A 26372-nucleotide genomic window follows, 5' to 3' on the forward strand; every position below is an offset into this window, starting at 1 on the left:
CTAGTTGGGTCACCATGCCGTCCCCGGCTTAGGCTGGGTGCATGGCTACTGCACTGCTCACCCTGATCGGGAAACCCGGATGTCACCTGTGCGACGATGCGCGTGAGCTCGTCACGGGTGTCGTCAGGACCCTGGACGGCACGCCGGGAGCGCCCGAGATGGCCATCGAAGAGCGTTCGATCCTCGACGACGCGGCCCTGAGCGACCTGTATCTGGAGGACATCCCCGTGCTGATGATCAACGGCACGGTGCACAACTACTGGCGGATCGATCCCGACCGCCTCCGCACCGCCCTTCTGGCCGTGAAATGATCCGGCACGTGGTGTCGTGGCGGCTCGCCGCGACCGAGCCCGCCGCACGTGCGGCCGATGCGGCCGCCATCGTCGAGCGCCTCGAGGCCCTCGTCGGCGTCGTCCCAGAGATCCGCACCCTGCAGGTCGGCACGGATGTCGTCGGGAACCCCAACTGGGACGTCGTGCTGATCGCGGACTACGAGGACCTCGACGCGCTCGCCCGCTACCAGGTGCACCCGGCCCACGAGGCCGCCGCGGCGTTCATCCGCTCCGTCGCCGCCGAGAAGGCAGCCGTCGACGTCCAGTTCTGACCCGTGCGGTTCTGAGCCGGCCGGAAACGCCGAAACGCAGGAGCTCCGGGCTGCTGAGGCGGTGTGAGCCTCAGGGCGCCGGAGCTCCTGCGTTTCGTTGTGCCGCTTGGACCCCGGCGGCCTACGGCTCGAGACGGGTCGGGCCGCGGAACAGGTAGGTGACCTCGCGGATGCTGGCCTGGTGCAGCATCAGCATCAGCACCCGGGCGAGGCCCATGCCGAAGCCGCCGTGGCTGGGAACGCCGTAACGGAAGAAGTCGAGGTAACCGCCGAGCTCTTCCGGGTCGAGGCCCTTCTCGATCGCCTGGGCGGTGAGCACGTCGATGCGGTGCTCACGCTGCGCGCCGGTCGAGATCTCGGTGCCGTTGAAGATCAGGTCGTAGCTGTTGGTGATGGTCTGGTCGTTCTCCGGACGCATGTGGTAGAACGGGCGGATGCTCGCGGCGTAGTCGGTCAGGAACACGAACTCGTGGCCGTAGGTCTCCAGCACGTACGCGGCGATCTGGCGCTCGCCCTCCGGGTCCATGTCGTCGTCGTCGCGCGGCACCTCGTAGCCGCGACCCTTGACGATCTCCTTGGCCTCGGCGAGGGGGATGCGCGGGAAGGGCTGGGTGGGAACCGTCACCTCGACGCCGAACAAAGCCAGGACTTCTTCGCCGTGCTTGGCCTTGACGGCCGTGAAGCCGGCGACGAGGAGCTCCTCGTGCAGCTGCATGACGTCTTCGTGGCTGTCGATCCAGCTGATCTCCGCGTCGACGCTCGTGAACTCCGTCGCGTGACGGCTCGTGAACGACGGGTCGGCGCGGAACGCCGGTCCGACCTCGAAGACCTTGCCGAAGCCGGCCGACTGGGCCATCTGCTTGAAGAACTGCGGGCTCTGCGCGAGGTAGGCCTTGGTGTCGAAGTACTCGACCTCGAAGAGTTCGGCGCGGGACTCGCTCGCGCTCGCCATCAGCTTCGGGGTGTGCAACTCGATGAAGTCGTGTTCGATCCAGTACGTGCGGAGTGCGTGCTCGAACGTGGTCTGGATGCGGAAGATCAGGTTCTGCTTCGGCTGGCGCAGGTCGAGGAAGCGCCAGTCGAGGCGCTTGTCCAGGCTTGAGTCTGCGGCGATCGGCGTCTCGGGGATGGCGGCGGTGACGACCGTAAGCGTCGCGAGCTTGATCTCGATCCCGCCGAGCTTGACCCGTTCGTCGTGCTTGAGCTCACCGGTCACGGTGATGAAGCTGCCCTGGGCGAGCGTGGAGATCGTGGAGGCCGGCTCGTCGGCGACGACGGCACCGTCGGCATCCGTCGTGCGGGGGTTCACGAGCTGCACGGCACCCGACTCGTCGCGCAGCACGACGAACTGCACCTTCTTCTGGTCGCGGACCGTGTCGACCCACCCCGAGACCGTCACGGTTCCGTTAGAGAGGGCGGCCAGGTTCTTGATCAATACGCGCGAAGTCACCGGATAAGTTTAGCGGCACCGGCTCTCGGCTAATTCATGGGCACCTCCTCCGTAGAATGAGCGGGTGGTAGCCAGCCAGATCCATCTCGTCCGTCACGGTGAAGTGTTCAATCCTGAGCGCGTGCTGTACGGCAGGCTGCCCGAATTCCGGCTTTCCGACCTCGGCGCCGCCATGGCGACCGCCGCTGCCGTCGACCTCGTCGAACGCGGCCGGCCGGTGCGCCGCGTCATCGCCTCCCCCCTGCAGCGCACCCGCGAGTCCGCGGCGCCCATCGCCGCGGCCTTCGGCCTGCCCGTCGAGATCGACGAGCGCATCATCGAGCCGACCAACAGATTCGAGGGCAAGCGGATGTCGGGCGAGCACGGCGCCCTGCGCGACCCGCGCAACTGGCCGGCCATGCTCAACCCGCTGCGACCGAGCTGGGGCGAACCGTACCGGGTGATCTCGGCACGGATGCTCGCGGCCATCGACGAGGCATACAACTCCGTGACCGACGGCGACGTCGTGCTTGTCAGCCACCAGCTGCCGATCTGGATGGTGCACCGCGCCCTCGCCGGCGAGCGGCTCCCGCACGACCCGCGCGGCCGACGCTGCGCCCTGTCGAGCATCACCACGCTGTCGTGGCGGGGCGAGGGACTCGTGGAGATCAGCTACGCGAACCCGGCGGCCGCGCTGCAGGCCGGGGCCACGGATGTAGGAGCGGTGTGAAGGCCGGTCCCGCGAACGGAACGCACCCGCGTCGGCGCCGTGCCGCCGGCCTGGCCGGCCTGACGGGGCTGCTCGCGCTCGCGCTCGTCCTCACCGGCTGTTCGACAGACCCCCTCGCCGACCAGTACCGCGCCGGAAGCAACAAGGGTTTCATCGCCGGCGACGGCAGCGTCACGGAGATCCCGGTCGCCGACCGCGGGGCCGCCGTGGCCTGGAGCGGCGTCGACGAGACCGGCGCCACCGTGTCGAACACCGACTTCGCCGGAAAAGTGCTCGTGGTCAACTTCTGGTACGCGAGTTGTGCGCCGTGCCGGGTCGAGGCCCCCGCCCTCCAGAAGCTCAACGCCGAGTTCTCCGGCAAGGGAGCCGAGTGGCTCGGCGTGAACGTGCGCGACCAGGCCGCGAACGCGATCGCGTTCAACCAGAGCTACGGCATCACCTATCCCTCGATCATGGATGTCGACGGCGGGGCCATGCAGCTCGCCTTCAGCGGCAGCATCCCGCCGAACGCGGTGCCGACCACCCTCGTGCTCGACAAGAGCGGCCGGGTCGCCGCGCGCATCCTCGGCGCCCTGTCGACGCCCTCGATCCTCGAGACCATTGTGCGCGACGCGATCGCCGAGGTCCCCGCGGCGTGAACAATCCCTTCGGCGAAATCGTCTTCAGCGGCCAGCTCCTGTTTGCGATTCCCATCGCGGTGCTCGCGGGGCTCGTCTCGTTCGCGTCCCCGTGCATCCTGCCGCTCGTGCCCGGCTACCTCGCATACATCGGCGGATTCACCGACGGCCGGTCGACCGCCGGTCGCGGCGACCGGCGGGGCCGGAACCGGCTCCTGGCCGGCGTCGGGCTCTTCGTGCTCGGCTTCACCCTCGTCTTCGTGCTGACCGGGGTCGTCTTCGGCGCGGCAGGCTTCTGGCTCAACCAGTACCGTGACCTCGTCACCCGGATCGCCGGCGTTGTCGTGATCCTGCTGGGGCTCGTCTTCGTCGGCCAGTTCGCGGCCCTGCAGCGCACGGTCAAGACGAGCTGGCGCCCGCGCGCGGGACTTGCGGGCGCCCCCGTGCTCGGCGCGGTCTTCGCCGTCGGCTGGACCCCGTGCACCGGTCCGACGCTCACGGCGATCAACTCGCTCAGCCTCACCACGGGCTCCCCGTGGCAGGGCGGCCTGCTCGCGCTGTTCTATGCGCTCGGACTCGGCATCCCGTTCCTTCTCATCGCGCTCGGCCTCAACTGGGCGACAGGGGCAGTGTCGTTCCTGAAACGGCACGTCCGCGCGATCAATCTGTTCGGGGGCGTGCTCCTCGTCGTCATCGGCGTCCTCATGGTGACCGGCGTCTGGAATGCCTGGCTCCTCGACCTGCAAGGAGTGATCGGCAGTTATGTCCCGGCCATCTGACCACTACGATTCCCCAGCGCCGGCCCCGGCGTCCGACGATGTCATCCAGCCCAGGCTCGGCCTCGTCGGCTGGCTGCGCTGGTTCTGGCGCCAGCTCACCAACATGCGCACCGCCCTGTTCCTGCTGCTCCTGCTGGCGATCGCCGCCGTGCCCGGTTCGCTCGTTCCGCAGCGCAGCTCAGACCCGAACGGTGTCACCCAGTACTTCGCGGACAACCCCGACCTGGCTCCCGTGCTCGACAAGATCCAGGCCTTCGACGTCTACTCCTCCGCCTGGTTCTCGGCGATCTACCTCCTCCTGTTCATCTCGCTGATCGGCTGCGTGATCCCGCGCACGAAGCACCACTTCCAGGCGCTCCGGGCCCAGCCGCCGCGCACGCCAGCGCGGCTCATGCGGCTCGCCGGCTTCACCGAACGCACGGCTCCTGCCGGCACGGATGCCGCGGCGGCGGTCGACTCCGCCCGCTCGCTCCTGAAGAAGAGCGGCTACCGCGTCGCCCTGTTCGACAGCGCGCCGGCACGCGGCGGGCGGGAATTCTCGGCGTCGGCCGAGCGCGGCTACCTGCGCGAGACCGGAAACCTCGTGTTCCACTTCGCGCTCGTCGGCATCCTGATCACGGTCGGCTTCGGCAGCGGCTTCGGGTTCAGCGGCCAACGGGTGCTCGTCGAGGGCCAGACCTTCGTGAACACCCTGCTCGCCTACGACTCGTTCAGCCCGGGGCGGTTCTTCAGCGACTCGAGCCTCGAGCCGTACAAGCTCACCCTCGACGACTTCAGCGTCACCTACGAGACCCAGAACCTCAAGGCGTACGGCCAGGCGATCGACTACTCCGCTGCCGTCAGCGTCACCCGCCGCGGCGAGGCCCTCCAGACCGGCGTCGTCAAGGTGAACGCCCCGATGCGCACCGGCGGCACCGATGTGTACCTGCTCGGCAACGGCTACGCGCCCTCGATCACCGTCAAGGACCCCAACGGGGTCGTCGTCTTCACCGACGCGGTGCCGTTCCTGCCGCAGGACGCGAACCTCACCTCGCTCGGCGTGATCAAGGTGCCGGACGGCCTCAGCGAACAGCTCGGCATGATCGGCTTCTTCTACCCGACGCAGGCCGCCAGTTCGACGGGCGCCTTCTACTCGTCGTACCCGGACCTCGAATACCCGATGCTCACCCTGAACATCTACTCTGGCGACCTCGGGTTGAACGCGGGAGTGCCGACATCCGTCTACTCGCTCAACACCGACAAGATGACGCGGCTCACCGGTGGCAAGACCGGCGTGAAGTCGCTCGAACTCAAGCCGGGGGAGACCCAGCAGCTGCCGAACGGACTCGGCTCCGTCACGTTCAACGACGCGCACCCCGGCGCCGCCGCGAACGATTTCTCCGGCTCGGTGCTGCGGTTCGCGTCCTTCGACATCCACCACGACCCGACGCAGGTCTGGGTGCTGTCCTTCGCGATCCTCGCCCTGCTCGGGCTGCTCACGAGCCTGTTCGTGCCGCGGCGGCGAGTCTGGGTCAAGGCGATCGAGAGCGAAGACGGATCGCTGACCCTCGAGTACGCGGGACTCGCCCGCGGCGAGGACCCGGCCCTCGAAGCGGCCGTGACCGACATCGCAGACCGCCACGGGCGACTGCTGGTATCCTCCACATCAGCCGTCCCGGCAACCGAACAGAATTAGGCTGACCACGTGAATCTCAACGAGCTCTCGATCCTGAGCCTGTACTCGGCGATGGCCGTCTATGCGCTCGCCTTCATTTCCTTCGCCTTCGACCTCGCCAAGCGCTCCGCGGCCGTCAAGACGGCGGACGAGGCGACGGGCCTCGCGGCGCTCGCCGCCGTACCGGTCGGCGTCGGCGCGGCCAATGGGGCGCAACCGGCGGTCAGGGACGCGACCCTCGATCCGGGGAAGCCTGCGGGCAAGGCCGGTGCCGCGGCATCCGCCGGAACGATCGTCAACCGGATCAGCGCCCGCATCGCCAACGACGCCGCCACCCCGTACGGCCGCTCGAAGAGCCTGCGGATCGGCGTCTCGCTCACCGTGCTGGCCTGGGCGATCCACTTGATGGCCGACGTGCTGCGCGGCTTCGCCGCCGGGCGGGTGCCGTGGGCCAACATGTACGAGTTCGCGATGACGGGCACCCTGCTCATCGTGACCGTGTTCCTGATCGTGCTCACCCGCGCGGACCTGCGCTTCCTCGGCACCTTCGTGACCGGCATGGTGCTCGTGCTGCTCGGCATCGCGGCGCTGCGCTTCTATGTCGAGGTCGCCCCGCTGCCGCCGGCGCTCCAGTCGGCATGGCTCGTGATCCACGTCTTCGTCGCCTCGCTCGGAACCGGGTTCTTCGCGCTCGGCTTCGCGCTCTCCGTGGTGCAACTGCTGCAGTTCCGGCGGGAGGCGCTCGTCACGACCGCCGGCCGGGTGCGCCTCCGCTTCCTCGCGACGCTGCCCTCGGCAGCGACGCTCGAGAACCTGGCGTACCGGGTTCACATCATCGGCTTCATCCTCTGGACGTTCACCCTGATGGCCGGTTCGATCTGGGCGGAGAAGGCCTGGGGCCGTTATTGGGGCTGGGACACCAAGGAGGTCTGGACCTTCATCATCTGGACCATCTACGCCGGCTACATCCACGCCCGTGCAACCAGGGGCTGGCGCGGTTCCCGCTCCGCGTGGCTCGCGATCGTCGGTTTCAGCGCCGTGATGTTCAACTTCGGCGTCGTGAACGTCTTCTTCAAGGGACTGCACGCATACTCGGGCCTCTAACCCGGCATCCGCCAGGGCGGGTCAGTCCGTGATGGCGTCCGTGATGGCGGGTTCGGCGGCGAGCAGGGCGTAGCAGCGGCTGAGGCGGGCGAGCCACCAGGCGCTGCGCTCGGCGGATGCCGCGTAGCGGTCGAGCAGGTCGGCGTCGGGCACGACGCGGCGAACCGGGATCCGGCCGTCGACCGGCAGCAGCGGGTCGTGGGTGACATCGGCGGCGAGCAGCGAGGCGGTGCCGAGGCCGCAGTCGAACTCGAGGCCGGGGATCGCGGCGGCGAGGTGCGCGCCCATCGCGATGCCGACCGAGGTGTCGAGGGCACTCGAGACCACGACGGGCAGGCCGGCCAGCGCAACGAGGTCGAGTGCGACGTGAATCCCGCCGAGCGGTGCCGCCTTGATCACGAGGATGTCGGCAGAGCCCGTGGTCGCCACGAGCAGCGGGTCCTCGGCGCGGCGCACGCTCTCGTCGGCGGCGACGGGGATGCCGAGGTAGTCGGCGGAGCGACGGCGGATCTCGGCGAGTTCCTCGATGCTCGCGCACGGCTGTTCGACGTACTCGAGGTCGAACTCGCCGAGGGCGTTCAGGGCGTGTTCGGCTTCGTCGAGGTTCCAGAGGCCGTTCGCGTCCACACGGATGCGCCCCTCCGGTCCCAGCACCCGGCGCACGGCGCGCACGCGGGCGACGTCTTCTGCGAGGGTCTGCCCGGGGGCGGCCACCTTCACCTTGGCCGTGCGGCACCCCGGAAAGCGGGCGAGGACATCCGCCACGAGTTCCGCGTCGATTGCAGGGACGGTCGCATTGACCGGGATGCTCTCGCGCAGGAGGGCGGGCGTCGGGGTCCAGCCGAAGTCGATCGCGGCGCGCAGCCAGGCGACGGACTCTGCGTCGTCGTACTCGGCGAACGGCGCGAACTCCGTCCAGCCCTCCGGTCCTTCGAGGAGGAGTGCCTCGCGGGTGTCGATTCCGCGGAATCGGGTGATGAGCGGCAACGCGACAATGCGGGCCGTTCCGAGCAACTCTGCGAGTGGGGGAAGCATGCTTCCAGTCTGCCAGCCGGGCGCGGGTGCGGGCGACCGTGCCGCCGCACGCGTCGGGGCGTGCGCGCCAGAAGCGCCGTTCCGCGCCAGGCCTGCCGGGCGCGGAACGGCGCAGTGGGCGCGCGGCGGAGCGGACCGTGCGGGAGGCTAGAGGGAGTCGTGGTTGAAGGCGCCGTCGACCTCGAGGTCGAGGTCGTCCCCGTTGGTGGGTTTGACGTCGATAACCGCGAACGCGATGCCGGGCGCGATCAGGAGATAGGCGTCCTCGAAGCGGCCGCCGCCGCTGTTGACCGGAAGCCAGTACGGCTGGCCGGACGTGACGGCCGCGTTGATCTCATTCCGGAGCGACTCTGCGGACCGGCCGCCCAGGGAGTACTGCTGACCGCCATAGACGATGTCGATGCGAATCATGGTTCATCCTTCGTCGCGAGCACGGATGCCGGCCGGTGCGGTTCGGGGACGAGCTGCAAACCGCCAGAGGAGTTGGCGGTCAGCATGAGCGCCTCCACCCAGTCGCGATTGAGGCTCGGCGAGCGACCGCCGAAGTATTTGAAGGCGAGCGGGATGGCCGGATGCAGCCAGATCGTGCTGCGACCGTCGCCTCCGGACGGGTCGTCCCTCCACGTGAAGTAGAAGCACTCTCCCCGGCGCAGCTTGGCTCCGATGACCACCTGGATGTGCGCCAGGATGCGATCATCAAAGTCGGCCGTCACCGTCGAGTTATAGGTGAGCTTTCCCATGATTCCCTCGTTGGCGCGTCATAAGGAATTATTGCTACAAAATCGAGACGTTGCCAATGCTCAGTTCGGGGGGTCCCCCGGAGAGCCGTGGAAAAGTTCAGTGCCGTGGAAAAGTTCGGTCACGCCGGAACCGGGTTGTGCGGGTGCTCACGCACCCGCACAACCGGTCATCGACGGACCAGGCCTGCGGGCATCTAGTCGCGCAGGTACCGTTCGAGCCGGGGCACGTGCAGGAGGGCCAGCGCGCGCTTCTCGATCTGGCGGACCCGCTCCCGGGTGACGCCCTGGATGACGGCGATCTGGTCGAGGGTGCGCGGTTCGTCGCCGTCGAGCCCGAATCGGGCCTTCAGGATCGACCGCTCCCGCGGCGGCAGCGCGTCGAGGTAGAAGCAGATGTCCGCGGCACGCAACGTGACCGTCGCATACTCGTCCGGCTGCGGCAGGTCGTCGTCGATGATGAGCTCCGAGATGTCTCCGACGCCGTCACCGACCGGGGAATGCAGGGAAATCGGCTCATTGTCGTACTGCAGCAGCCGCGAGACGTCGCGGATGGGGATCTGCGCCGCCTCGGAGAGCTCCTTGAGCGAGGGGTCGCGGTCGAGGGTGCTCGTGAGGTCGCGGCGGATGCGCTTGATCTTGTTGAGCTTCTCCGCGGTGTGCACGGGGATGCGGATCATCCGGGACTTGTCGGCCATTCCGCGGTGAATCGCCTGGCGGATCCACCAGGTCGCGTAGGTGGAGAACTTGTATCCGGTCATGAAGTCGTACTTCTCGACCGCTCGGACGAGGCCGATGTTGCCGTCCTGGACGAGGTCCATGATCGGCACCCCGCGGCCGGAGTAGTGCTTGGCGATGCTGACGACGAGGCGGAGGTTGGCTTCGATGAAGTGGTTCTTCGCCCGGCCGCCGTCGTGGGCGAGCCAGGCGAGTTCCCGGGAAAGCTCGTGGTCGTCGACCCCGTGCGCGAGCTTCTCTGCGGCGAACAGGCCGACCTCGATCCGCCGGGCGAGGTTGACCTCGTCCTCGGCGCTCAGGAGGGGGCCCTTGCCGATGCGGCGCAGGTAGTCGCCGAAGGCATCCGTGGATGCCCTGCTGTAGCGGGACGCTGCCGTACTGCCGGCCGAACGCTGGGATGAGCCGGCCGGGTTGATCGAGGGGAGCGGGGCGCGGTAGGAGTCGGGAGAATCGAAGTGGTCGTGGGCCGGTGCCGACGTGTTCATCGTGACGGTCACGGTCGCACCGCCGTTCCGATGGCGTTCTGGTGTTTTCTGGTGTTTTCTGCCGGGGTCATGCGGATGCTGACGGCGCTGATGGTGCTGTGGGTTCGGGTTGCCACGTCGTTGTGGAGTGGCAGGTCGATCGGGGCTTTTGACTGTGTGTCTAGGTCGTTCATGACTACCTCCGGGTCTCACTGAGACCACAAGTACACATGGTGAAAATGAGGCGCTCAAGGGGGTTGACTTTGCCACCACAAAAGGGGTATTTCTCATTTTCACCGGCGTGTCGTTTGGTTTTTCAGGCCTGAGTATGTGTGAGAGCGCGCCCATCCGCGCGCTGTCCAGCCGGCACCCCTCGGGTCCGCGCGCGGGGTCCGCCGCGTAGGCTTGCAGCATGATCGAACAGGTGTCTGAAATCTTCGACCCGAGCCAGTGGAAAGTCGTCCCGGGCTTCGAGTCCCTCACCGACGTGACGTACCACCACGACCTCACCGGGCAGATCGCGCGCGTCGCGTTCAACCGCCCGGAGGTGCGCAACGCGTTCCGGCCGCACACCGTCGACGAGCTGCAGGCCACCCTCGAAGACGCCCGGATGAACCCGCGCATCGGCGTCGTCCTCCTCACCGGAAACGGCCCGAGCCCGAGGGACGGCGGCTGGGCGTTCTGCTCGGGCGGGGACCAGCGCATCCGTGGCCGCGACGGCTACAAGTACGCGGAAGGCGAGACTGCCAGCGGCATCGACAAGGCCCGCAGCGGCCGACTGCACATCCTCGAGATCCAGCGCCTGATCCGCTTCATGCCGAAGGTCGTCATCGCCGTCATCCCCGGCTGGGCGGCCGGGGGCGGGCACTCCCTGCACGTGGTCTGCGACCTCAGCATCGCGAGCGCAGAGCACGCCAAGTTCAAGCAGACGGATGCCAACGTCGGCTCCTTCGACGCCGGTTACGGCAGCGCATACTTCGCCCGCCAGGTCGGGCAGAAAGCCGCGCGCGAGGTCTTCTTCCTCGCCCGCGAGTACTCCGCCCAGCGCGCCCTCGAGATGGGCGCGATCAACGCGGTCGTCCCGCACGCCGATCTCGAAAACGAAGCCATCGACTGGGCTCGCACGATCCTGACCAAGTCGCCCACCGCCATCCGCATGCTCAAGTTCGCCTTCAACGCCGTCGATGACGGACTCGTCGGCCAGCAGGTCTTCGCGGGCGAAGCGACGCGGCTCGCCTACGGCACGGACGAGGCCGTCGAGGGCCGCGACGCGTTCCTCGAGAAACGCGACCCCGACTGGGGTCCGTACGACTGGCAGTTCTAGTCCCGCCGTGACACGGATGCTCCGGGTCGTCTCCGTCGACCGGCCGCTCGACCTCCTCGACCTGCTCCGCGAGGCCCTCTCCGGGCGCGGGGACGCCCTGCTGCCCGTGCCCGTGCCCGTGCCCGTGCCCGTGCCCGTGCCCGTGCCCGTGACCGTGACCGTTCCGGACGGCACGGCCGTCGTCATCGAGACGAGCGGTTCGACAGGCGTGCCCAAGCGGGTGCTGCTCGGCGCGCCAGCCCTCCTGGCGAGCGCCGCGGCGTCGAGTGCGGCGCTCGGCGGGCCCGGCCAGTGGCTGCTCGCCCTGCCCGCCCACTACGTCGCGGGCGTCCAGGTGCTCGTCCGCTCGCTCGAGGCGGGGACCACGCCGATCGCGCTGGCACCCGGTCACTTCGACCCGGCCGCCTTCTTCGAAGCGGCGACCCGGCTGACCGCGCCGCTGCGCTACACCTCCCTTGTGCCGGTGCAGCTCGCCCGCCTCCTCGACGCGGTCGACGCTGACGACCAGGGCGGGGCCGCGGAAATGCTCGCACTCCTGCGCCGCTTCACGGCGATCCTGGTCGGCGGCCAGGCCATGCCCCCTGCCCTGATCGAGCGCGCCGCCTCGCTCGGCATCGCGGTCGTGCGCACATACGGCTCCTCTGAAACGGCCGGCGGATGCTGTTACAACGGTCGCCCGATCGGCGACACGGTTGTGCGCGTCGTCGACGGCGAGCTCGAGATGTCCGGCTCCGTGCTCGCCGACGGGTACCTCGACGACCCGCTCCGCACCCACGACCGCTTCACCGAAGACCACGGCGTGCGCTGGTACCGCACCGGCGACCTCGGCGAGGTCGACGCCGTGACCGGCCTCGTGCGCGTGCTCGGCCGCGCGGACAACGTGATCATCTCGGGCGGAGAGAAGGTCTCCCTCGACGCCGTCGAACGCGTGGTGCGCGCGCTGCCCGGTTTCGCCGACGCGGTGATCGTGGGGGTGGCGGATGCCCGGTGGGGCCAGGTGCCCGTCGTCGCGGTCCCGGGGTCGCACTCCGCGGTGCCGGCCCGGTCGCGGGGCGAGGCCTCGCGCACGTCGCCGACCGCAACGCCGTTCAGCTCGCCGGAGACGGAGGCAGACACGGCGACGGCCCGACTCGCAGTCGTGAAGGACGCCGTCGCATCCGCCCTGGGCAAGGCGGCCCGGCCCGATCGCCTGCTTGTGGTCGCCGAGATCCCCCTGCTCGTCTCAGGCAAGCCCGACCGGCTCGCCCTGCAGCGCATCGCCGACGCCGGCCCCGTGCGGGCCTAGCCGCGGTCACTGGCCGTGGGCTGAGCCGCGGGCGCATGCGCTGGCCACGGGCGTTGATCTGCGCGCGTCGCGCGAGGGTGCCGACTCGCGGCATCCTCTTATCAAGTGCCCGGTAACATGAAAACGTGGCACAGGGAGCGCGGCCGGTCAGGCCCAAAATGCAGCGATTGAATCCTTCGGAGACCCTCGGGGCACCGGCGTCCGCCGGACAGCCGTCCGGAAAGCAGGCGGGTAAGCCAGCCGGGAAGGCAGCGGGCAAGCCCGCCAACTCCGGTCGATCCGGAAACCCGGCGAAGCGGAACGGCGCAGAGGCGCACGGCCGCTCCGGCCCGGCGACGGCCGGCGACTGGATCTCCGGCGCGCGCCTTCGCACCCTTCCCCTCGCGATCGCCCCGGTCGCCCTCGGCACCGGCGCGGCCATCGTCGCGAGCGACCCGGGCGTCTTCCACCCGGTCCGCGCCCTGCTCGCGCTCATCGTGGCACTCTGCCTGCAGATCGGCGTGAACTACGCGAACGATTACTCCGACGGCATCCGCGGCACCGACGCCTACCGCGTCGGCCCGGCCAGGCTGACCGGCGGAGGAGCGGCGAGGCCGCGGTCCGTGCTCACCGTCGCGCTCGCGTTCTTCGGGCTCGCCGCGTTCGCGGGTCTCGTGCTCGTGATCCTGAGCGGCCAGTGGTGGCTGCTGCTCGTCGGCGCCGCCGCGATCGTCGCAGCCTGGTTCTACACCGGCGGCAAGCGTCCCTACGGCTACTTCGGCCTCGGCGAGCTGTTCGTGTTCGTGTTCTTCGGACTCGTCGCAACCGCGGGCACGACCTTCGTGCAGGTCGGAACGGTGAACCTTGAGAGCTGGCTCGGCGGGGTCGCGATCGGGCTCATCGCCTGCGCCGTGCTGATGGTCAACAACCTGCGTGACATCGTCCCGGACAAGGCGTCCGGCAAGCGCACCCTCGCGGTGCTGATCGGCAACCTGCCCGGCCGCATCGTCTTCTGCGTGCTGCTGCTCGTGCCGTTCGCGATCGCGGCCTTCTTCGCGCTCTTCTACCCGCTCGCCTGGTTCGTGCTCTTCGTGCTCCTGCTCGCCCTTCCGGCGTGCCTGATCACCGTCACAGCGAAGACCGCGGCCGAGCTCATCCTGGCGCTCAAGCTCACGAGCTTCAGCGCGCTCCTGTACGGCCTGCTACTGGGCGCTGCCTTCGCGTTCTGACGCCGCTGACCCAGCGGTCGTGACGGGCGCAGCGGATGCCGCGGCCCGCGTCGTCGCCCGGCCGGCGGCATCCGCTGCCTCGGCAGAGGCGACCGCGGCAGAAGCAGCGGCGTCGGCGGCACGGTCGATCGCCGCGTCCTCCGACTCCGCGTCGGGATGTACGACCTCAGCGGTGGGGTGCCGGGCCGTGTACAGGTCGAGGGCGACCTGCTCCCTGGGCTTCCGCAGGAAGATGTACGACAGGCAGAGCCCGATCAGGGCCGCGACGATGGCGGAGACCCACCAGACGATCGAGAGCATCAGCAGTACCGCGAGGGGTACTGCGAACATGAGGATGCGGTAGACCGAGTAGCTCAGCCAGGACGGGACAGCTTTCATGCTTTCAGCATAGATTGTGGTTCCGATCGTTAGATTTGCGGACCTCTGCGTACTCACCGATCTCTCGGGTGATATACGTAGAATGAGCGGATGGTAAAGGTGTGGCTTGTCGTAGGAATTGCGGTCATTCTCGTGACCGTCTATGCGCTCGTCGAGTGTGTCACCTTCGACCGCGGTCGGATCCGCGGATTGCCGCGCTGGGTCTGGGTCTTTGTGATCGTCCTGGTCCCCGTCGTCGGCGCCCTCCTCTGGCTGTTCATCGGCCGTGGCAGCAACCAGAGTTCCGCGCCCGGTCGCGGCCCATCGCGGCAGCTGGCCCCCGATGACGATCCCGATTTCCTGAAGAGCCTCGGCCGTGACCGGCTCCAGGAGGAGCGCATCCGCCAGATGGAGCAGGAGCTCGCCGACCTCGACAAGCCGGACGCGACCGACAAGCCCGACCGACCGGGCAAGGGCCAGAACTCCGGCCCCGGCAAGGGGCAGGCCGCCGGCAATGCCGGGCCATCGACGGGCCAGTCCACCGGCCCGGCGAAGGGTCCCGCCGCAGCCGAACCCAAGAAGACGACCGACCCTGGCGAGGGCGAACTGCCTGGCCGCCGGGATGCCTGACCCGATCCTGACCGACACCGCGGCCGTGGGTGGAGGCCTGCCCTTCACCAGTCCGGCGGCCTCCGGCAGCCCCGCGACCGATTTCAGCGTCGCCCTCCTCGGCGCGTTCGTGAGCCTCGGCATCCGCGACATCGTCGTGAGCCCCGGTTCCCGCTCGCAGGCGCTCGCCCTGGTCGCCGCGGAACTCGAGCGCCTCGGCCTGGTCCGCCTGCACGTGCGCATCGACGAACGCGGCGCCGGTTTCCTCGCGCTCGGCCTCGCGGTCGAGACCGGCGTGCCCGCCCTCGTGATCTGCACGTCCGGCACCGCCGTCGCCAACCTGCACCCTGCGGTGCTCGAGGCCCATCACTCCGGGGTGCCCCTCATCGTGCTGACGGCCGATCGCCCCGTCGAACTCCGCGGCATCCGCTCGAACCAGACGACCGTGCAGACCGGGCTCTTCGGCGTCGCGACCCGGCTCTGCCTCGACGTACCGGCCCCCGGTGCTGCTGCGATTGCTGCTGCCGGTGCCCCGGCCGGCCATGCCGCCGATGCCACCGAGTCCCGTGCCGCCGGTGGCCGTTCCTCCGACGCTGTCCGCGCTGCCGAACTCGCCGCCCGGTCGATGGATGCCGCCACCGGAGGCCGCTCGCTCGACCCCGGTCCCGTGCAGCTCAACCTCGCCTTCCGGGAGCCCCTCTCCGCCCCCGTGACCCTCGAGCGCTCCGCCGACCCGGCCGCGACGACGACTGAGCCGCCGCTGAGCCACGGCCAGACCGACGGCTCACCCGCTTTCGCGGTGAGCGGTGACATGGTGACGGGTGACCAGGCCGCTCTCGTCGTCGACGGGGGGCTGCGCACCGTCGTGGTCGCCGGCACAGGCGCGGGGAGTGCTGCAGAGGAGTTCGCCCGGGCCGGAGGCTGGCCACTGCTCGCGGAGGTGTCGAGCAACGCCCGCTTCGGGCCGAATCTCGTGGCCGCATACCGTGAGCTGCTGCAGGCCGAGGACTTCGGCGGCAGGGTCGAGCGCGTGATCGTGTTCGGACATCCGTCGCTGAGCCGGGAAGTCCCGGCCCTCATCCAGCGGGACGACGTCGAGACGATCGTCGTGGCCCCGACCGGCGCCGAGTGGTACAACCCTGGGCACCGGGTGCGCACGTTCGCCCGCACGGCGCGTGTCGGCGCATCCGCTTCGTCCGAGGCGGAAACCCGCGACGGCCGGGCCTGGCTCGGCAGCTGGGTGATGTCGAGCCGGCGCGTTCTCGACGCGGCGACCGAAGACGCGGATGTCCCCTTCGGCGCCCACGGGATGACGCGCGCCGAATTCGCAGCCCTCCGCGCTCCCGTCACCCGGAGCATGCTCGTCGACGCCGTCTGGCGGGCCTCCTGGCCGCACGACCGGCTGGTGCTCGGCGCGTCCCGGTTGATCCGCGAGGCGGACCGGCGGGTGCCGGGCAAGAAGATCTCCGTGCACTCGAACCGGGGCCTCGCGGGCATCGACGGCACCATCTCGACCGCGACGGGTATCGCGCTCGCGAGCCAGGCGTTCCAGCACGGCAGCGAACCGCGCTCGACCGGCACGACCCGGCTGCTCCTCGGCGACCTCGCCCTGTTGCACGACGCGGGATCGATGCTCCTGGTCCCGGGCGAGGCGCGGGCGCGGCTGCAGGTCATCGTCGGCAACGACGGTGGCGGAACCATTTTCGACGGGCTCGAGGTCGCGGCATCCGCCCCCGACGACTTGATCAGCAGGGTGCTCTACACGCCGCAGGGCGTCGACCTCTCCGCGCTCGCCGCAGCATACGGCTGGGAATACGACCGGGCGGCGACCCGCAGCGAGCTCGAGCGGGCGCTCACCGCGCCGCCGCTCGGACCGAGCCTGCTCGAGGTGCCGCTTACGCGCTAGGTTTTCTCCATAGCCTTACGCGGGCCCGGCTGCACAGTCTCAGTCTTCCTGCGGTTTTCGACGAAGGGTGCATCATCATGAGCGGACTCAACCAAAAGTTTTGGGATTCAGACCCGATCGAGACGCTCCGCGTCGGCCCCGGATTCCGGCTCGCCTCCGTCGACCCCGACGCGACGCCCGGCTTCGACGGGGTCGTGAAGAAGAACGCCGACAAGGCGCTCGCCTCGGGCGTGGGTCTGCTCGATTCGCTTCAGGAGAAGCTCTACGCCAATAGCCGGGCTTCCGCAGACGACGGCGGTGGCCGCAAGGTGCTCCTCGTGCTGCAGGCCATGGACACCGCAGGGAAGGGCGGCATCGTGCGGCACGTCGTCGGGTCCGTCGACCCGCAGGGTGTGCGCCTCACCGCGTTCAAGGCACCGACAGCGGAAGAACGCGCGCACGACTTCCTCTGGCGGGTGCGGAGCCGCGTGCCTGGGCCCGGCCTGATCGGGGTCTTCGACCGCTCGCACTACGAGGATGTGCTGATCGCCCGCGTCCACGAGCTCGCCCCCGCCGAAGAGATCGAGGCCAGGTACGGGCAGATCCGCCAGTTCGAGCAGGATCTCGTCGACGACGGAACCACGATCGTCAAGGTCATGCTGCAGATCAGCTCGGCAGACCAGAAAGAGCGGCTGCTCGAGCGCCTCGAACGCCCGGACAAGCACTGGAAGTACAACCCGGGCGACGTCGACGAGCGGATGCGCTGGGCCGACTACCAGACGGCATACCAGCTCGCCCTCGAACGCACCTCGACCCCCGACGCGCCGTGGTTCGTCGTTCCCGCGGGCAAGAAGTGGTACGCGCGCCTCGCCGTGCAGCACCTGCTGATCGATGCCCTCGAGCGTCTGGACCTCGACTGGCCGCCCGCCGCCTTCGACGTCGACGCCGAAAAGGCGCGCCTCGCAGCCACCTGACCCGCCCCATCCGCCCACTCCTCCCGTTCATCCCGCGAGAGTACGAAATCGGCCCTTATGGGTCCGTCTTTAGGGCCATAAGTGTGCTCTCGCGGTTCACGGCGCTGAGCGCTGAGCGCAGAGCGCAGCGGAGGAGGAGGGGGAGTTAGCCGAAGGCCTCGACGATGGGGCGGAACTTCATCCGGGTCTCGGCGAGCTCGCGGTCGGGCTCTGAACCGAGCACGATGCCGCAGCCGGCGTATGCCGTGACGTCGCCGCCGGGAGTGACCTGGGCGCAGCGCAGCGCGATCGCCCATTCGCCGTCGCCGTCGGCTCCGACCCAGCCGACCGGCCCGGCATACCGGCCGCGGTCGAAGGGCTCGAGTTCGCGGATGAGCGCAAGCGCTGCCTGCGTCGGCGTTCCCGCGACCGCGGCCGTCGGGTGCATGGCGGCGATGAGGTCGAGGGAGGTCGATCCGTCGGAGAGGGTTCCCTCGACATCCGTCGCGAGGTGCCAGAGGTTCGGGAGCTTGACCGTGAACGGCAGCTCGCTCGTGAGCAGGTGCGAGGTATGCGGGCGCAGCGAGGCGAGCACGCTCTGCACCGCGAAGGCGTGTTCGTCGCCGTCCTTCGCGCTCGTCGCGAGCGCGGCGGCGGCCTCGAGGTCCGCCGCGGCGTCGGCGCCGCGCGAGACGGTCCCGGCGAGCACCCGGGCGTTGACCTCGCCGTGGTCGGCGCGGATCAGGGTTTCGGGGCTCGACCCGACGAGTCCGTCGACGGCGTAGGTCCAGCAGTCCGGGTAGCCGAGGGCGAGTTCGCTGATCGTGCGGCGGAGGTCCGACTTCGCCGGAAGGTGGCCGCGGAGGTCGCGGGCGAGCACGACCTTGTTCACCTCGCCGGCCGAGAGACGCACGACCGCCTCATCGACGGCTGCCTTGTATGCCTCGGGCCGCAGCGTGCCCGAGAGCAGCGAGATCCGGTACTCCGTGCCCAGCGGATGCAGCGCCACCGGAATTTCCGGAGGGGTGCCTCCGGTCGGCCAGATCCGGGTGACCCAGCAGAGACCGTCCTCACGTCCGACGATGACCTCCGGAACGAGCAGCACGCTCGTCTCGGCGGATTCGTCGTCGAAGGCGAACGTTCCGAACGCCAGCAGGCCGGTGCCCGTTCGCGCGAGGGGATCGGTCACCGTCGCAGCGGCGACGACGTCCCGCCACGCACTCGCGGCATCCGTCATGCGGGTCGGGCCCGAGAATTCGAGCCGCAGCGCTGAGCCGAGGCCGGCGAGGCCCTGGTTGCGGCGCATCCAGAGCAGCGGCTTCTGGGCGTCGAGGAGAAGGACCAGTTGTCGAATGTCGGCAATGGGAGTGGTTTCAACCGTTAGGGCCTGCACATTCACTTGCCCAGCCTATGCCAGCCGCCACGACGACCGGCTTCCCGGACTCCAGACTGCCCCTATCACCGGCTTCGCAGGATCACCGGGGAACGGCAACCTAGACTGTTGGAGTGAACAGAGCAGACCTCAGTAAGCAGCCGGAGCAGGTCGCTGCCATGTTCGATCAGGTGTCGACGCATTACGACCGCACGAACGCGGTGCTCTCGGTCGGAAACGCCGCCCTGTGGCGGCTCCAGGCGACCCGCGCCGTCAACCCCCAGGCCGGCGAGCGCATCCTCGACATCGCCGCGGGCACCGGCACCTCGAGCGTCGCGCTGACCCACACCGGCGCCCACGTCGTCGCCGCCGATTTCTCCGCCGGCATGATCGCGGTCGGCCGCGAACGCCAAGCGGGCAACCCGCTCGTCGAGTTCGTCCAGGCCGACGCCACGGCGCTTCCCTTCGCCGACAACGAATTCGACGCCGTCACGATCTCCTTCGGCCTCCGCAACGTCGTGGAACCGCGCAAGGCGCTCGCCGAGTTCTTCCGCGTCACCAAGCCCGGCGGCAGGGTCGTCATCTGCGAGTTCTCCACCCCGCCGAACCCGGTCATCCGCAGCGCCTATTTCGCCTACCTCAACCAGGTGATGCCCCGGGTCGTCAAGCTCGCCTCCTCGAACGCCGAGGCGTACGACTATCTCGGCGAATCGATCGCCGCCTGGCCGACCCAGCCCGTGCTGAGCGGATGGCTCCGCGAAGCCGGGTACGAGTCCGTCGCCTACAAGAACCTCACCCTCGGAATCGTGGCGCTGCACCGCGGCGTCAAGGCCGCCCCCGCGGCAGTCCCCGCCGACTGAAACTCCCCACCCAATGGATAGGCTGTCAGAGTGAAACCGAGTCTTCCCCTGTTCCGGCGCGGCTCCTCCGTGACGAGCCAGATCGGCCTCAGCGATCGAATCTTCTCGACAGCGGATGACCGGGGCCTTGCCGCCGGAATCGACGCCGGTCTCGAGCGGGTCGAGGCGAGCCTCTTCGCCGAGATCGTCTTCGCAGACGAGATCGCAAGCGTCACCACCCGGTACCTCCTCGAAGCCGGCGGCAAGCGGGTTCGCCCGATGCTTGCCCTCCTCACCGCCCACCTCGGCAGCGGTGGGATCACCGACGTCGTGACCGCGTCGACGGCGATCGAGATCACCCACCTCGCCTCGCTCTACCACGACGACGTCATGGACGACTCCGTCCAGCGCCGCGGCGTCCCGAGCGCCCAGACGGTCTGGGGAAACTCGGTCGCGATCCTCACCGGCGACCTGCTGTTCGCCAGGGCGAGCCAGCTGATGGCCAAGCTCGGCGAGCGGGCCATCCGCCTGCAGGCCGACACCTTCGAACGCCTCGTCATGGGGCAGCTGCACGAGACCGTCGGCCCGCACGCGGGCGACGACCCGATCGAGCACTACATCTCGGTACTCGCGGACAAGACCGGTTCGCTCATCGCGGCAGCGGCCCAGGCCGGCATCATCTTCTCGGATGCGCCCGACGAATTCGAACAGCCCCTCGTGAGCTTCGGCGAGAAGATCGGCGTCGCGTTCCAGCTCATCGACGACGTGCTCGACCTGTCCCCGCAGCCCGAGGCGACCGGGAAGGTGCCAGGCACCGACCTGCGTGCCGGGGTCGCCACCCTGCCCCTGCTCAGGCTCCGCGAGCGCGCCGCCGACGAGCCGGCATCCGCGGCCCTGCTCGAGCGGCTCGAGCGGGACGTCATGAGCAGCCAGGGCACCCGCTCAGAGGCGGCCGACTCCGCGATTGCCGCGCTGCGCGACCACGAGGTGACCGCGCAGACCCTCTCAGAGGCCCACGGCTGGGCACACGACGCCGTTGCTTCCCTCGCTCCCCTGCCCGACGGGTCCGTCAAGAAGGCGCTGACCCGATTCGCCGACACGATCGTCGAGCGTTCAAGTTAGAAAGGTCGTCATGACCGAGAAGCGCCCCACCGACCAGCAACCCGCGAAGCTGCGCCTGGCGATCGTCGGGGCAGGGCCGGCCGGCATCTACGCCGCGGATATCCTGCTCAAGGCGGAACGCAACTTCGAGGTCTCGATCGACCTGTTCGACCACCTCCCCGCGCCGTACGGGCTCGTACGCTACGGGGTCGCGCCGGACCACCCCCGCATCAAGGGCATCATCACCGCCCTGCGCGACGTGCTCGACCGCGGCGACATCCGCATCTTCGGAAACGTGCGCTTCGGGGTCGACATCACGCTCGACGACCTCAGGAAGCACTACAACGCGGTCATCTTCGCGACCGGCGCCGTGCGCGACGCCGACCTCAGGATCCCCGGCATCGACCTCGTCGGCTCCTACGGCGCCGCCAAGTTCGTGAGCTGGTTCGACGGCCACCCCGACTACCCGCGCACCTGGCCGCTCGAAGCGAAGCAGGTCGCCGTGATCGGCAACGGAAACGTGGCCCTCGACGTGGCTCGGATCCTCGCGAAGCACGCGGACGACCTGCTGCCCACCGAGATCCCGGCGAACGTCTACGACGGGCTCAAGGCCTCACCCGTGACCGACGTGCACATCTTCGGGCGTCGCGGACCGACATCCGTGAAGTTCACGCCCCTCGAACTGCGTGAGCTCGGCGAACTGCCCGACGTCGACATCGTCGTCTACGACGAGGACTTCGACTACGACGACGCCGCGCGCGCCGCCGTTGCGAGCAACAAGCAGGTGTTCGTGATCGACAAGGTGCTCGGCAAATGGCGCGAACGCGCCCACAAGCTCGCCGAGGACCCGCAGGCGGGCGCGAGCCGCCGGCTGCACCTGCACTTCTTCGCCAAGCCCCTAGAACTCATCGACGACGGCACAGGCCGGGTCGGCGGCATCCGCTACGAACGCACAGCGCCGGACGGCCAGGGCGGCGTCGTGGGCACGGGGGAGATCCGCGAGCTGCCGGTGCAGGCCGTGTACCGCGCGGTCGGGTACTTCGGCTCGCCGCTGCCCGGGGTGCCGTTCGACAAGAAGCACGGCGTGATCCCGAACCGCGAGGGGCAGGTGCTCTCCAAGGGCGACCCGTCGTCCGGTGCGGGGAGCGCCAACCAGCAGCTCTACGGCGTGTACGCGACCGGGTGGATCAAGCGCGGGCCTGTCGGCCTGATCGGGCACACCAAGTCCGACGCGATGGAGACCGTGCGGCACCTGATCAACGATCTCGGCAACTGGTGGCGGCCCGAATCCCCGTCGGAGGAGAGCGTCGTCGCGCTCCTCGAGGAACGCGGTGTCGACTACACGAACCTCGACGGCTGGCACCGCCTCGACCAGCACGAGCAGGCGCTCGGCGCGGCCGAGGGTCGGGTGCGGATCAAGGTCGTGCCGCGCGACGAGATGGTCGCCATCTCCCGCGCCGTCGCGCCAGCAGCAGTGACCGCCTCGGCCTAGAATCCGAGCAGTTCGCTGCCCACCTCGCCGAACACGGCGAGGTGGGCGTCGACGTCCGCTGCGGTGGTGTCCGGGCTCATCAGCGCCATATTGTGGAACGGCGTCACAAGGATGCCCCGATGCCTACCGGAAGTTGACGAACTGCAGGGCGACGTCGAGGTCCTTGCCCTTGAGCAGCGCCATCGTGGCCTGCAGGTCGTCGCGGCTCTTCGAGCTCACGCGCAGCTCATCGCCCTGGATCTGGCTCTTGACGCCCTTGGGGCCCTCGTCGCGAATGATCTTGCCGATCTTCTTCGCGTTCTCCTGGTCGATGCCGGCCTTCATCGAGGCCTCGATCCGGAATTCCTTGCCGGAGGCGTACGGGTCGCCCGCGTCGAGGCTGCGCAGCGAGATGCCGCGCTTGATGAGCTTGGACTCGAAGACTTCGAGGATCGCCTTGACACGCTCCTCCGAGTTCGCCTTCATGAGCACCTTCTCGCCGCTCATCTCGATCGAGGCGCCGACGTTCTTGAAGTCGTAGCGCTGCGCGACTTCCTTGTGGGCCTGGTTGAGGGCGTTGTCGACCTCCATCGGGTCGACCTTGCTGACGATGTCGAACGTTGAGTCTGCCATGACAGCAATGTTATCGGCGGATGCTTCGCCCGGCATCCGCACACCGGCTCACGCACCGGGCATGCCGGGCTCATCGGGAACTGATAGCCGCTGGAGGCCGCGGCCATAGCCCTGCTGCGTACCGTTGCCGACGCGGCAGTCAGAAGCCGCGCACGAGCTATCGAGGAGACCATGAAACGGCCACAGTTTCTCACGCACATCCGCCCACGAACCTGGGTGGTTGCCGGCGTCATCGTGCTCGCCCTCGCGGGCGGCAGCATCTACTGGTTCGGATTCGCCGTTCCGGCGAACACCAAGTCCACGGTCGCCGCTCCCATCACCACCGCAGCGAGCCTGACGACCATGCAGAAGACCGTCGACAGCGACGGCACCGCGACCCCGACCGTGAACGACTCGGTCAGCTTCGCCGTGTCCGGTACCGTCACGGCCGTGCCGGTCGTCGCGGGGACCACCGTGACCGCTGGCCAGGTGCTCGCAACCGTCGACACGCTCAGCCTCGACGCCGCCGTGCTCGAAGCGCAGGCGACGCTCGCGACCGCGAAGGCGAAACTCGCCACGAGCGTGAGCGACAGCGACGGAACCGCCGCTGCCGTCGCTCAGATCGCGGCCCAGACGGCATCCGTCGCCGTCGACGAGGCCGCCGTCGTGACCGCGCAGGCCGCAGTCGCCGGTGCGACCCTCACCGCCCCCGCCGCCGGCCTCGTCACCGCGGTCAACGTCGCCGTCGGCGACGTGATCTCCTCGGGCAGCTCGGGCAGTTCTGGGGCAGGGGGAGCCACGACCGCCTCGACTGCCTCGACCTCGACGAGCACGGCCGACTTCAGTATCGTCGGAACAGACTCGTGGTCGCTCTCCCTCGCCATCGGCGAGTCGGACATCGCGAACGTCGCGGTCAACGACCAGGTCGAACTCTCCCTCGACGACGGCACCGCGTTCTTCGGAACCGTGCAGTCCGTCGGCATCCTGCCGTCGACGACCTCCGGAGCGGTCACCTACCCCGTCGTCGTCGCCGTCACCGGCGACCCCGACGGCCTCTACGACGGCGTCGCCGTCACGGCCAAAATCGTCTACGAGCGTCGCACCAACGTGCTCACCGTCCCGAGCGCCGCGGTCACGACCGCGGACGGCGTCTCCACGGTGAAGACCCTCGACGCCTCCGGCACCGCGGTTGCGACGACCGTCACCGTCGGCGAGACCGTCGGCAACGTCACCGAGATCCTCACCGGGATCGCGGAGGGCGACGAAGTCGTGGTCGTGACATTCACCCCTGGCTCCGGCAACAGCGGCTCGACGACCGACCGGCAGAGCGGCGGCAGCGGCGGATTCCCGTCCGGCGGCCCGCCCTCCGGCGGAATGACCCAGGGAAACGGGTCGAACGGTGGTTGAGCCGCTCGCGAACCCGTTCGCCCCCCTGCCCGCGCCCCAGGCGGCGGTACCGTCCGCAGCCCTGCCCGCCCACCCGTGGGTGCTCGAAGCGGATGCCGCAGGCCCCGTCATCGAGCTCATCGACGCCGGAAAGACCTACAGGTCCGGCACCATCGAATTCGAAGCACTGAAAGGGATCAACCTCGCCATCCACGAGGGCGAGTACGTCGCCATCATGGGGCCGTCCGGCTCCGGGAAATCCACCATCATGAACATCCTCGGCTGCCTCGACACCCTCACCCGCGGCCAGTACCGCCTCGGCGGCACCGACGTCGAGGAGCTCGACGAGATCGAACTCGCGAGCGTGCGCAACCAGCAGATCGGCTTCGTCTTCCAGGGCTTCAACCTGCTGTCCTCGCTCCCGGCCTGGCGCAACGTCGAACTTCCGCTCGTCTACGGGCACGTCCCGCGCGAGGAACGCAGGAAGCGCGCGAGCCGCGCCCTCGAACGCGTCGGCCTCGGCGACCGCCTCGACAACAAGCCTGGAGAGATGAGCGGCGGCCAGCAGCAGCGCGTCGCCGTCGCCAGGGCCCTCGTCGGGGAACCGACCATGATCCTCGCCGACGAACCGACCGGAAACCTCGACTCGGTGTCGACCCGCGACGTGCTCACCCTGTTCGACGAACTCAACGCCCTCGGCCGCACGATCGTCCTGATCACCCATGAACTCGAGGTCGCCCAGCGCGCCCGCCGCATCGTTTGGGTCAAGGACGGCGCCATCATCAGGGACGAGGTGAATGCGGCATGACCTGGATGGAGAGTTTCCGCACCAGCTGGAGCGCCGTCTACTCCCACGCCCTGCGTTCGATGCTCACGATCCTCGGGATCCTGATCGGCATCGCCGCGGTCATCCTGACCGTCGGCCTCGGCCTCGGCACCCAGCTCGACGTCAGCGCCCAGATCAGCTCCCTCGGCAGCAACCTGCTCATCGTCGCCCCCGGCAGCAGCACGAGCACAACGGGAACCCGCGGCGGCTTCGGCACGAGCGCGACACTCACGATCAAGGACGCCGAGGCCCTCAGCTCCACCGTGAACGCCCCCGACATCTCCGGGGTCGCCCCGGAGAGCACCACCTCGCTCTCGCTGACGGCCAATGACACCAACTGGACGACGACGGTCACGGGAACCACGACCGCGTGGACCTCGGTGCGGCAGCGCACCCTCGCCCGCGGCTCCTTCTTCACCCAGGCCCAGGCGGATGCCTCCGCAGCGGTCGTCGTGCTCGGCTCGGAGACCGCCGACGAACTCTTCGGCACCCAGAACGTGGTCGGCCAGTCCGTCGTGATCAGCGACAAGACCTTCCAGGTGGTCGGCGTGCTCGCCACGGCGGGCTCGGATTCCTCGAGCAACCTCGACGACGTGGCCATCGTGCCGTTCAGCACGGCGGCCACCGCCCTCGTCGGCGGCACCTCGAGCAATGCGGTGTCGACGATCTACCTGCAGGCCGCCTCGGACACGCAACTGTCCGCCGCGTACCAGGAGGCCGACGCGCTCCTGCTCAACCTGCACTCGATCTCCTCGACGGACGACGCCGACTTCACCATCAGCAGCCAGGACGCCCTGGTCAGCACCGCGACAGCGGTCTATCAGACCCTGACGATCCTCCTCACCGGCGTCGCCGGGCTGTCGCTCCTCGTCGGCGGCATCGGCGTGATGAACATCATGCTCGTCTCGGTTTCCGAGCGCACCAGGGAGATCGGCCTCCGCAAGGCGCTCGGCGCCCCACCGTGGGCGATCCGGCGCCAGTTCCTGATCGAGGCCGCCATCCTCGGGCTGTCCGGCGGAATCCTCGGTGCCGTGATCGGCGTCGTTGCCGCCCTGACCCTGCCCGCGGTGATCGGAAGCTCGATCGTGGTGTCCCCGCTCGCGGTCGGGCTGTCCATCGGCGTGGCGATCGCCATCGGCATCGTCTTCGGGGTCTACCCCGCCACCCGGGCGGCCAAGCTCGCGCCGATCGATGCGCTCAGGAGCGAGTAGCCATGCGCGTCAACCGAACCCACGCCCCGCACGACTCGCCCG

The 26372-nt window shown here is 69.1% G+C and carries 27 protein-coding genes; 19 read left to right on the top strand and 8 right to left on the bottom strand.

The genetic code is table 11. From position 1 onward, the window contains the following. The first annotated feature begins 41 nt into the window (after nucleotides 1-41). Nucleotides 42-311, top strand: a complete 270-nt coding sequence (locus E3O39_RS15100; protein WP_134448779.1) for a glutaredoxin family protein — start codon at nucleotides 42-44, stop codon at nucleotides 309-311. A gap of 8 nt (nucleotides 312-319) precedes the next feature. Next, nucleotides 320-604 (top strand): Dabb family protein, encoded by a 285-nt coding sequence (locus E3O39_RS15105; RefSeq protein ID WP_241985104.1) that lies wholly within the window; start codon nucleotides 320-322, stop codon nucleotides 602-604. A 121-nt stretch (nucleotides 605-725) separates the two neighbouring features. Here E3O39_RS15105 and aspS read toward each other — a convergent pair whose 3' ends face one another. Then, on the bottom strand, nucleotides 726-2054 hold the full coding sequence (gene aspS / locus E3O39_RS15110; protein WP_198413453.1) for an aspartate--tRNA(Asn) ligase: 1329 nt from the start codon (nucleotides 2052-2054) through the stop codon (nucleotides 726-728). Nucleotides 2055-2118: 64 nt separating this feature from the next. Between aspS and E3O39_RS15115 the strand changes: the two genes are divergently transcribed. The 5 genes from E3O39_RS15115 to ccsB are packed head-to-tail and all read left to right on the top strand — an operon-like array spanning nucleotide 2119 to nucleotide 6917. Further along, the gene (locus tag E3O39_RS15115) at nucleotides 2119-2763 is read left to right on the top strand and encodes a histidine phosphatase family protein (RefSeq protein ID WP_134448781.1); all 645 of its coding nucleotides are present in this window, start codon (nucleotides 2119-2121) and stop codon (nucleotides 2761-2763) included. Continuing rightward, nucleotides 2760-3401 (top strand): TlpA disulfide reductase family protein, encoded by a 642-nt coding sequence (locus E3O39_RS15120; RefSeq protein WP_241985105.1) that lies wholly within the window; start codon nucleotides 2760-2762, stop codon nucleotides 3399-3401. Before E3O39_RS15115 ends, E3O39_RS15120 begins: the two co-directional genes overlap by 4 nt. Next, nucleotides 3398-4159, top strand: coding sequence for a cytochrome c biogenesis CcdA family protein (locus tag E3O39_RS15125; RefSeq protein ID WP_134448782.1), 762 nt, complete (start codon nucleotides 3398-3400; stop codon nucleotides 4157-4159). The genes E3O39_RS15120 and E3O39_RS15125 overlap by 4 nt, the downstream gene beginning before the upstream one ends. Further along, nucleotides 4143-5834, top strand: coding sequence for a cytochrome c biogenesis protein ResB (locus E3O39_RS15130; RefSeq protein WP_134448783.1), 1692 nt, complete (start codon nucleotides 4143-4145; stop codon nucleotides 5832-5834). Before E3O39_RS15125 ends, E3O39_RS15130 begins: the two co-directional genes overlap by 17 nt. Nucleotides 5835-5885: 51 nt before the next feature. Further along, a complete protein-coding gene (ccsB, locus tag E3O39_RS15135; protein ID WP_134448818.1) occupies nucleotides 5886-6917 on the top strand; it encodes a c-type cytochrome biogenesis protein CcsB in 1032 nt (343 codons plus the stop codon). 21 nt (nucleotides 6918-6938) lie between these two features. Here ccsB and E3O39_RS15140 read toward each other — a convergent pair whose 3' ends face one another. From E3O39_RS15140 to E3O39_RS15155, 4 genes are all read right to left on the bottom strand, one after another. Beyond that, entirely contained in the window at nucleotides 6939-7952 is a 1014-nt protein-coding gene (locus E3O39_RS15140; protein WP_134448784.1) for an o-succinylbenzoate synthase, read from the bottom strand. A gap of 147 nt (nucleotides 7953-8099) precedes the next feature. Continuing rightward, a complete protein-coding gene (locus E3O39_RS15145; RefSeq protein ID WP_134448785.1) occupies nucleotides 8100-8363 on the bottom strand; it encodes a hypothetical protein in 264 nt (87 codons plus the stop codon). After that, complete coding sequence (locus tag E3O39_RS15150; RefSeq protein WP_134448786.1) at nucleotides 8360-8692, bottom strand: ATP-dependent DNA ligase; 333 nt, start codon at nucleotides 8690-8692, stop codon at nucleotides 8360-8362. Before E3O39_RS15150 ends, E3O39_RS15145 begins: the two co-directional genes overlap by 4 nt. Before the next feature lie 194 nt (nucleotides 8693-8886). Further along, nucleotides 8887-9924 (bottom strand): RNA polymerase sigma factor RpoD/SigA, encoded by a 1038-nt coding sequence (locus E3O39_RS15155; protein WP_241975296.1) that lies wholly within the window; start codon nucleotides 9922-9924, stop codon nucleotides 8887-8889. A 379-nt stretch (nucleotides 9925-10303) separates the two neighbouring features. On the opposite strand from E3O39_RS15155, the gene E3O39_RS15160 reads away from it, so the two are divergent. The 3 genes from E3O39_RS15160 to E3O39_RS15170 all read left to right on the top strand — a co-directional run bounded on the left by E3O39_RS15160 (nucleotide 10304) and on the right by E3O39_RS15170 (nucleotide 13708). Then, nucleotides 10304-11215, top strand: a complete 912-nt coding sequence (locus tag E3O39_RS15160) for a 1,4-dihydroxy-2-naphthoyl-CoA synthase (RefSeq protein WP_134448787.1) — start codon at nucleotides 10304-10306, stop codon at nucleotides 11213-11215. A 16-nt stretch (nucleotides 11216-11231) separates the two neighbouring features. After that, complete coding sequence (locus tag E3O39_RS15165; RefSeq protein ID WP_134448820.1) at nucleotides 11232-12500, top strand: AMP-binding protein; 1269 nt, start codon at nucleotides 11232-11234, stop codon at nucleotides 12498-12500. Nucleotides 12501-12658: 158 nt separating this feature from the next. Beyond that, on the top strand, nucleotides 12659-13708 hold the full coding sequence (locus E3O39_RS15170) for a 1,4-dihydroxy-2-naphthoate polyprenyltransferase (protein ID WP_134448821.1): 1050 nt from the start codon (nucleotides 12659-12661) through the stop codon (nucleotides 13706-13708). On the opposite strand, the gene E3O39_RS15175 is transcribed toward E3O39_RS15170, so the two are convergent. Then, on the bottom strand, nucleotides 13682-14086 hold the full coding sequence (locus E3O39_RS15175) for a DUF4229 domain-containing protein (protein WP_134448788.1): 405 nt from the start codon (nucleotides 14084-14086) through the stop codon (nucleotides 13682-13684). The genes E3O39_RS15170 and E3O39_RS15175 overlap by 27 nt on opposite strands. A 90-nt stretch (nucleotides 14087-14176) precedes the next feature. Here E3O39_RS15175 and E3O39_RS19235 point away from each other — a divergent pair, with 90 nt between their 5' ends. The 3 genes from E3O39_RS19235 (at nucleotide 14177) to E3O39_RS15190 (ending at nucleotide 17533) form a co-directional block, all read left to right on the top strand. After that, on the top strand, nucleotides 14177-14695 hold the full coding sequence (locus E3O39_RS19235; RefSeq protein WP_134448789.1) for a PLDc N-terminal domain-containing protein: 519 nt from the start codon (nucleotides 14177-14179) through the stop codon (nucleotides 14693-14695). After that, nucleotides 14688-16580 carry a thiamine pyrophosphate-binding protein gene (locus E3O39_RS15185; RefSeq protein ID WP_134448790.1) on the top strand — a complete coding sequence of 631 codons (1893 nt, stop codon included), beginning with the start codon at nucleotides 14688-14690 and terminating at the stop codon, nucleotides 16578-16580. Before E3O39_RS19235 ends, E3O39_RS15185 begins: the two co-directional genes overlap by 8 nt. Before the next feature lie 77 nt (nucleotides 16581-16657). Then, nucleotides 16658-17533 carry a polyphosphate kinase 2 family protein gene (locus E3O39_RS15190; RefSeq protein ID WP_134448791.1) on the top strand — a complete coding sequence of 292 codons (876 nt, stop codon included), beginning with the start codon at nucleotides 16658-16660 and terminating at the stop codon, nucleotides 17531-17533. Between the two features lie 145 nt (nucleotides 17534-17678). Here the strand turns inward: E3O39_RS15190 and E3O39_RS15195 are convergent, their stop codons facing one another. Then, nucleotides 17679-18905: an isochorismate synthase gene (locus E3O39_RS15195; RefSeq protein WP_322136988.1), complete on the bottom strand. Its 1227-nt coding sequence runs from the start codon at nucleotides 18903-18905 to the stop codon at nucleotides 17679-17681. Nucleotides 18906-19018: 113 nt separating this feature from the next. Here E3O39_RS15195 and ubiE point away from each other — a divergent pair, with 113 nt between their 5' ends. The 3 genes from ubiE to E3O39_RS15210 are packed head-to-tail and all read left to right on the top strand — an operon-like array spanning nucleotide 19019 to nucleotide 22316. Beyond that, nucleotides 19019-19744, top strand: a complete 726-nt coding sequence (gene ubiE / locus E3O39_RS15200; protein ID WP_166787350.1) for a bifunctional demethylmenaquinone methyltransferase/2-methoxy-6-polyprenyl-1,4-benzoquinol methylase UbiE — start codon at nucleotides 19019-19021, stop codon at nucleotides 19742-19744. A 30-nt stretch (nucleotides 19745-19774) separates the two neighbouring features. Continuing rightward, nucleotides 19775-20845: a polyprenyl synthetase family protein gene (locus E3O39_RS15205; protein ID WP_134448792.1), complete on the top strand. Its 1071-nt coding sequence runs from the start codon at nucleotides 19775-19777 to the stop codon at nucleotides 20843-20845. A 10-nt stretch (nucleotides 20846-20855) separates the two neighbouring features. Continuing rightward, nucleotides 20856-22316 (top strand): FAD-dependent oxidoreductase, encoded by a 1461-nt coding sequence (locus E3O39_RS15210; RefSeq protein ID WP_134448793.1) that lies wholly within the window; start codon nucleotides 20856-20858, stop codon nucleotides 22314-22316. A 123-nt stretch (nucleotides 22317-22439) separates the two neighbouring features. Here E3O39_RS15210 and E3O39_RS15215 read toward each other — a convergent pair whose 3' ends face one another. After that, on the bottom strand, nucleotides 22440-22928 hold the full coding sequence (locus E3O39_RS15215; RefSeq protein WP_134448794.1) for a YajQ family cyclic di-GMP-binding protein: 489 nt from the start codon (nucleotides 22926-22928) through the stop codon (nucleotides 22440-22442). A 171-nt stretch (nucleotides 22929-23099) separates the two neighbouring features. Between E3O39_RS15215 and E3O39_RS15220 the strand changes: the two genes are divergently transcribed. Genes E3O39_RS15220 through E3O39_RS15230 form a run of 3 tightly spaced genes read left to right on the top strand, consistent with a single transcriptional unit; the run spans nucleotide 23100 to nucleotide 26330 of the window. Continuing rightward, nucleotides 23100-24314 (top strand): efflux RND transporter periplasmic adaptor subunit, encoded by a 1215-nt coding sequence (locus E3O39_RS15220; RefSeq protein WP_134448795.1) that lies wholly within the window; start codon nucleotides 23100-23102, stop codon nucleotides 24312-24314. Continuing rightward, nucleotides 24307-25101, top strand: coding sequence for an ABC transporter ATP-binding protein (locus E3O39_RS15225; protein WP_304989794.1), 795 nt, complete (start codon nucleotides 24307-24309; stop codon nucleotides 25099-25101). The genes E3O39_RS15220 and E3O39_RS15225 overlap by 8 nt, the downstream gene beginning before the upstream one ends. Next, nucleotides 25098-26330, top strand: coding sequence for an ABC transporter permease (locus E3O39_RS15230; RefSeq protein WP_134448796.1), 1233 nt, complete (start codon nucleotides 25098-25100; stop codon nucleotides 26328-26330). The genes E3O39_RS15225 and E3O39_RS15230 overlap by 4 nt, the downstream gene beginning before the upstream one ends. Nucleotides 26331-26372 lie beyond the last annotated feature (42 nt).

The organism is Cryobacterium sp. MDB2-A-1 (genome assembly GCF_004402675.1).
GTDB classification, from domain to species: Bacteria; Actinomycetota; Actinomycetes; order Actinomycetales; family Microbacteriaceae; genus Cryobacterium; species Cryobacterium glucosi.

Excerpts from the sequence above, each read along its gene's own strand:
- E3O39_RS15170 (WP_134448821.1), top strand. The coding sequence starts at position 12,659 with ATGCAGCGATTGAATCCTTCGGAGACCCTCGGGGCACCGGCGTCCGCC.
- E3O39_RS15175 (WP_134448788.1), bottom strand. The coding sequence starts at position 14,086 with ATGAAAGCTGTCCCGTCCTGGCTGAGCTACTCGGTCTACCGCATCCTC.
- ccsB (WP_134448818.1), top strand. The coding sequence starts at position 5,886 with ATGGCCGTCTATGCGCTCGCCTTCATTTCCTTCGCCTTCGACCTCGCC.
- E3O39_RS19235 (WP_134448789.1), top strand. The coding sequence starts at position 14,177 with ATGGTAAAGGTGTGGCTTGTCGTAGGAATTGCGGTCATTCTCGTGACC.
- E3O39_RS15210 (WP_134448793.1), top strand. The coding sequence starts at position 20,856 with ATGACCGAGAAGCGCCCCACCGACCAGCAACCCGCGAAGCTGCGCCTG.
- E3O39_RS15140 (WP_134448784.1), bottom strand. The coding sequence starts at position 7,952 with ATGCTTCCCCCACTCGCAGAGTTGCTCGGAACGGCCCGCATTGTCGCG.
- E3O39_RS15220 (WP_134448795.1), top strand. The coding sequence starts at position 23,100 with ATGAAACGGCCACAGTTTCTCACGCACATCCGCCCACGAACCTGGGTG.
- E3O39_RS15130 (WP_134448783.1), top strand. The coding sequence starts at position 4,143 with ATGTCCCGGCCATCTGACCACTACGATTCCCCAGCGCCGGCCCCGGCG.
- E3O39_RS15145 (WP_134448785.1), bottom strand. The coding sequence starts at position 8,363 with ATGATTCGCATCGACATCGTCTATGGCGGTCAGCAGTACTCCCTGGGC.
- E3O39_RS15215 (WP_134448794.1), bottom strand. The coding sequence starts at position 22,928 with ATGGCAGACTCAACGTTCGACATCGTCAGCAAGGTCGACCCGATGGAG.
- E3O39_RS15190 (WP_134448791.1), top strand. The coding sequence starts at position 16,658 with ATGAGCGGACTCAACCAAAAGTTTTGGGATTCAGACCCGATCGAGACG.
- E3O39_RS15100 (WP_134448779.1), top strand. The coding sequence starts at position 42 with ATGGCTACTGCACTGCTCACCCTGATCGGGAAACCCGGATGTCACCTG.
- E3O39_RS15185 (WP_134448790.1), top strand. The coding sequence starts at position 14,688 with ATGCCTGACCCGATCCTGACCGACACCGCGGCCGTGGGTGGAGGCCTG.
- E3O39_RS15165 (WP_134448820.1), top strand. The coding sequence starts at position 11,232 with ATGCTCCGGGTCGTCTCCGTCGACCGGCCGCTCGACCTCCTCGACCTG.
- E3O39_RS15160 (WP_134448787.1), top strand. The coding sequence starts at position 10,304 with ATGATCGAACAGGTGTCTGAAATCTTCGACCCGAGCCAGTGGAAAGTC.
- E3O39_RS15230 (WP_134448796.1), top strand. The coding sequence starts at position 25,098 with ATGACCTGGATGGAGAGTTTCCGCACCAGCTGGAGCGCCGTCTACTCC.
- E3O39_RS15150 (WP_134448786.1), bottom strand. The coding sequence starts at position 8,692 with ATGGGAAAGCTCACCTATAACTCGACGGTGACGGCCGACTTTGATGAT.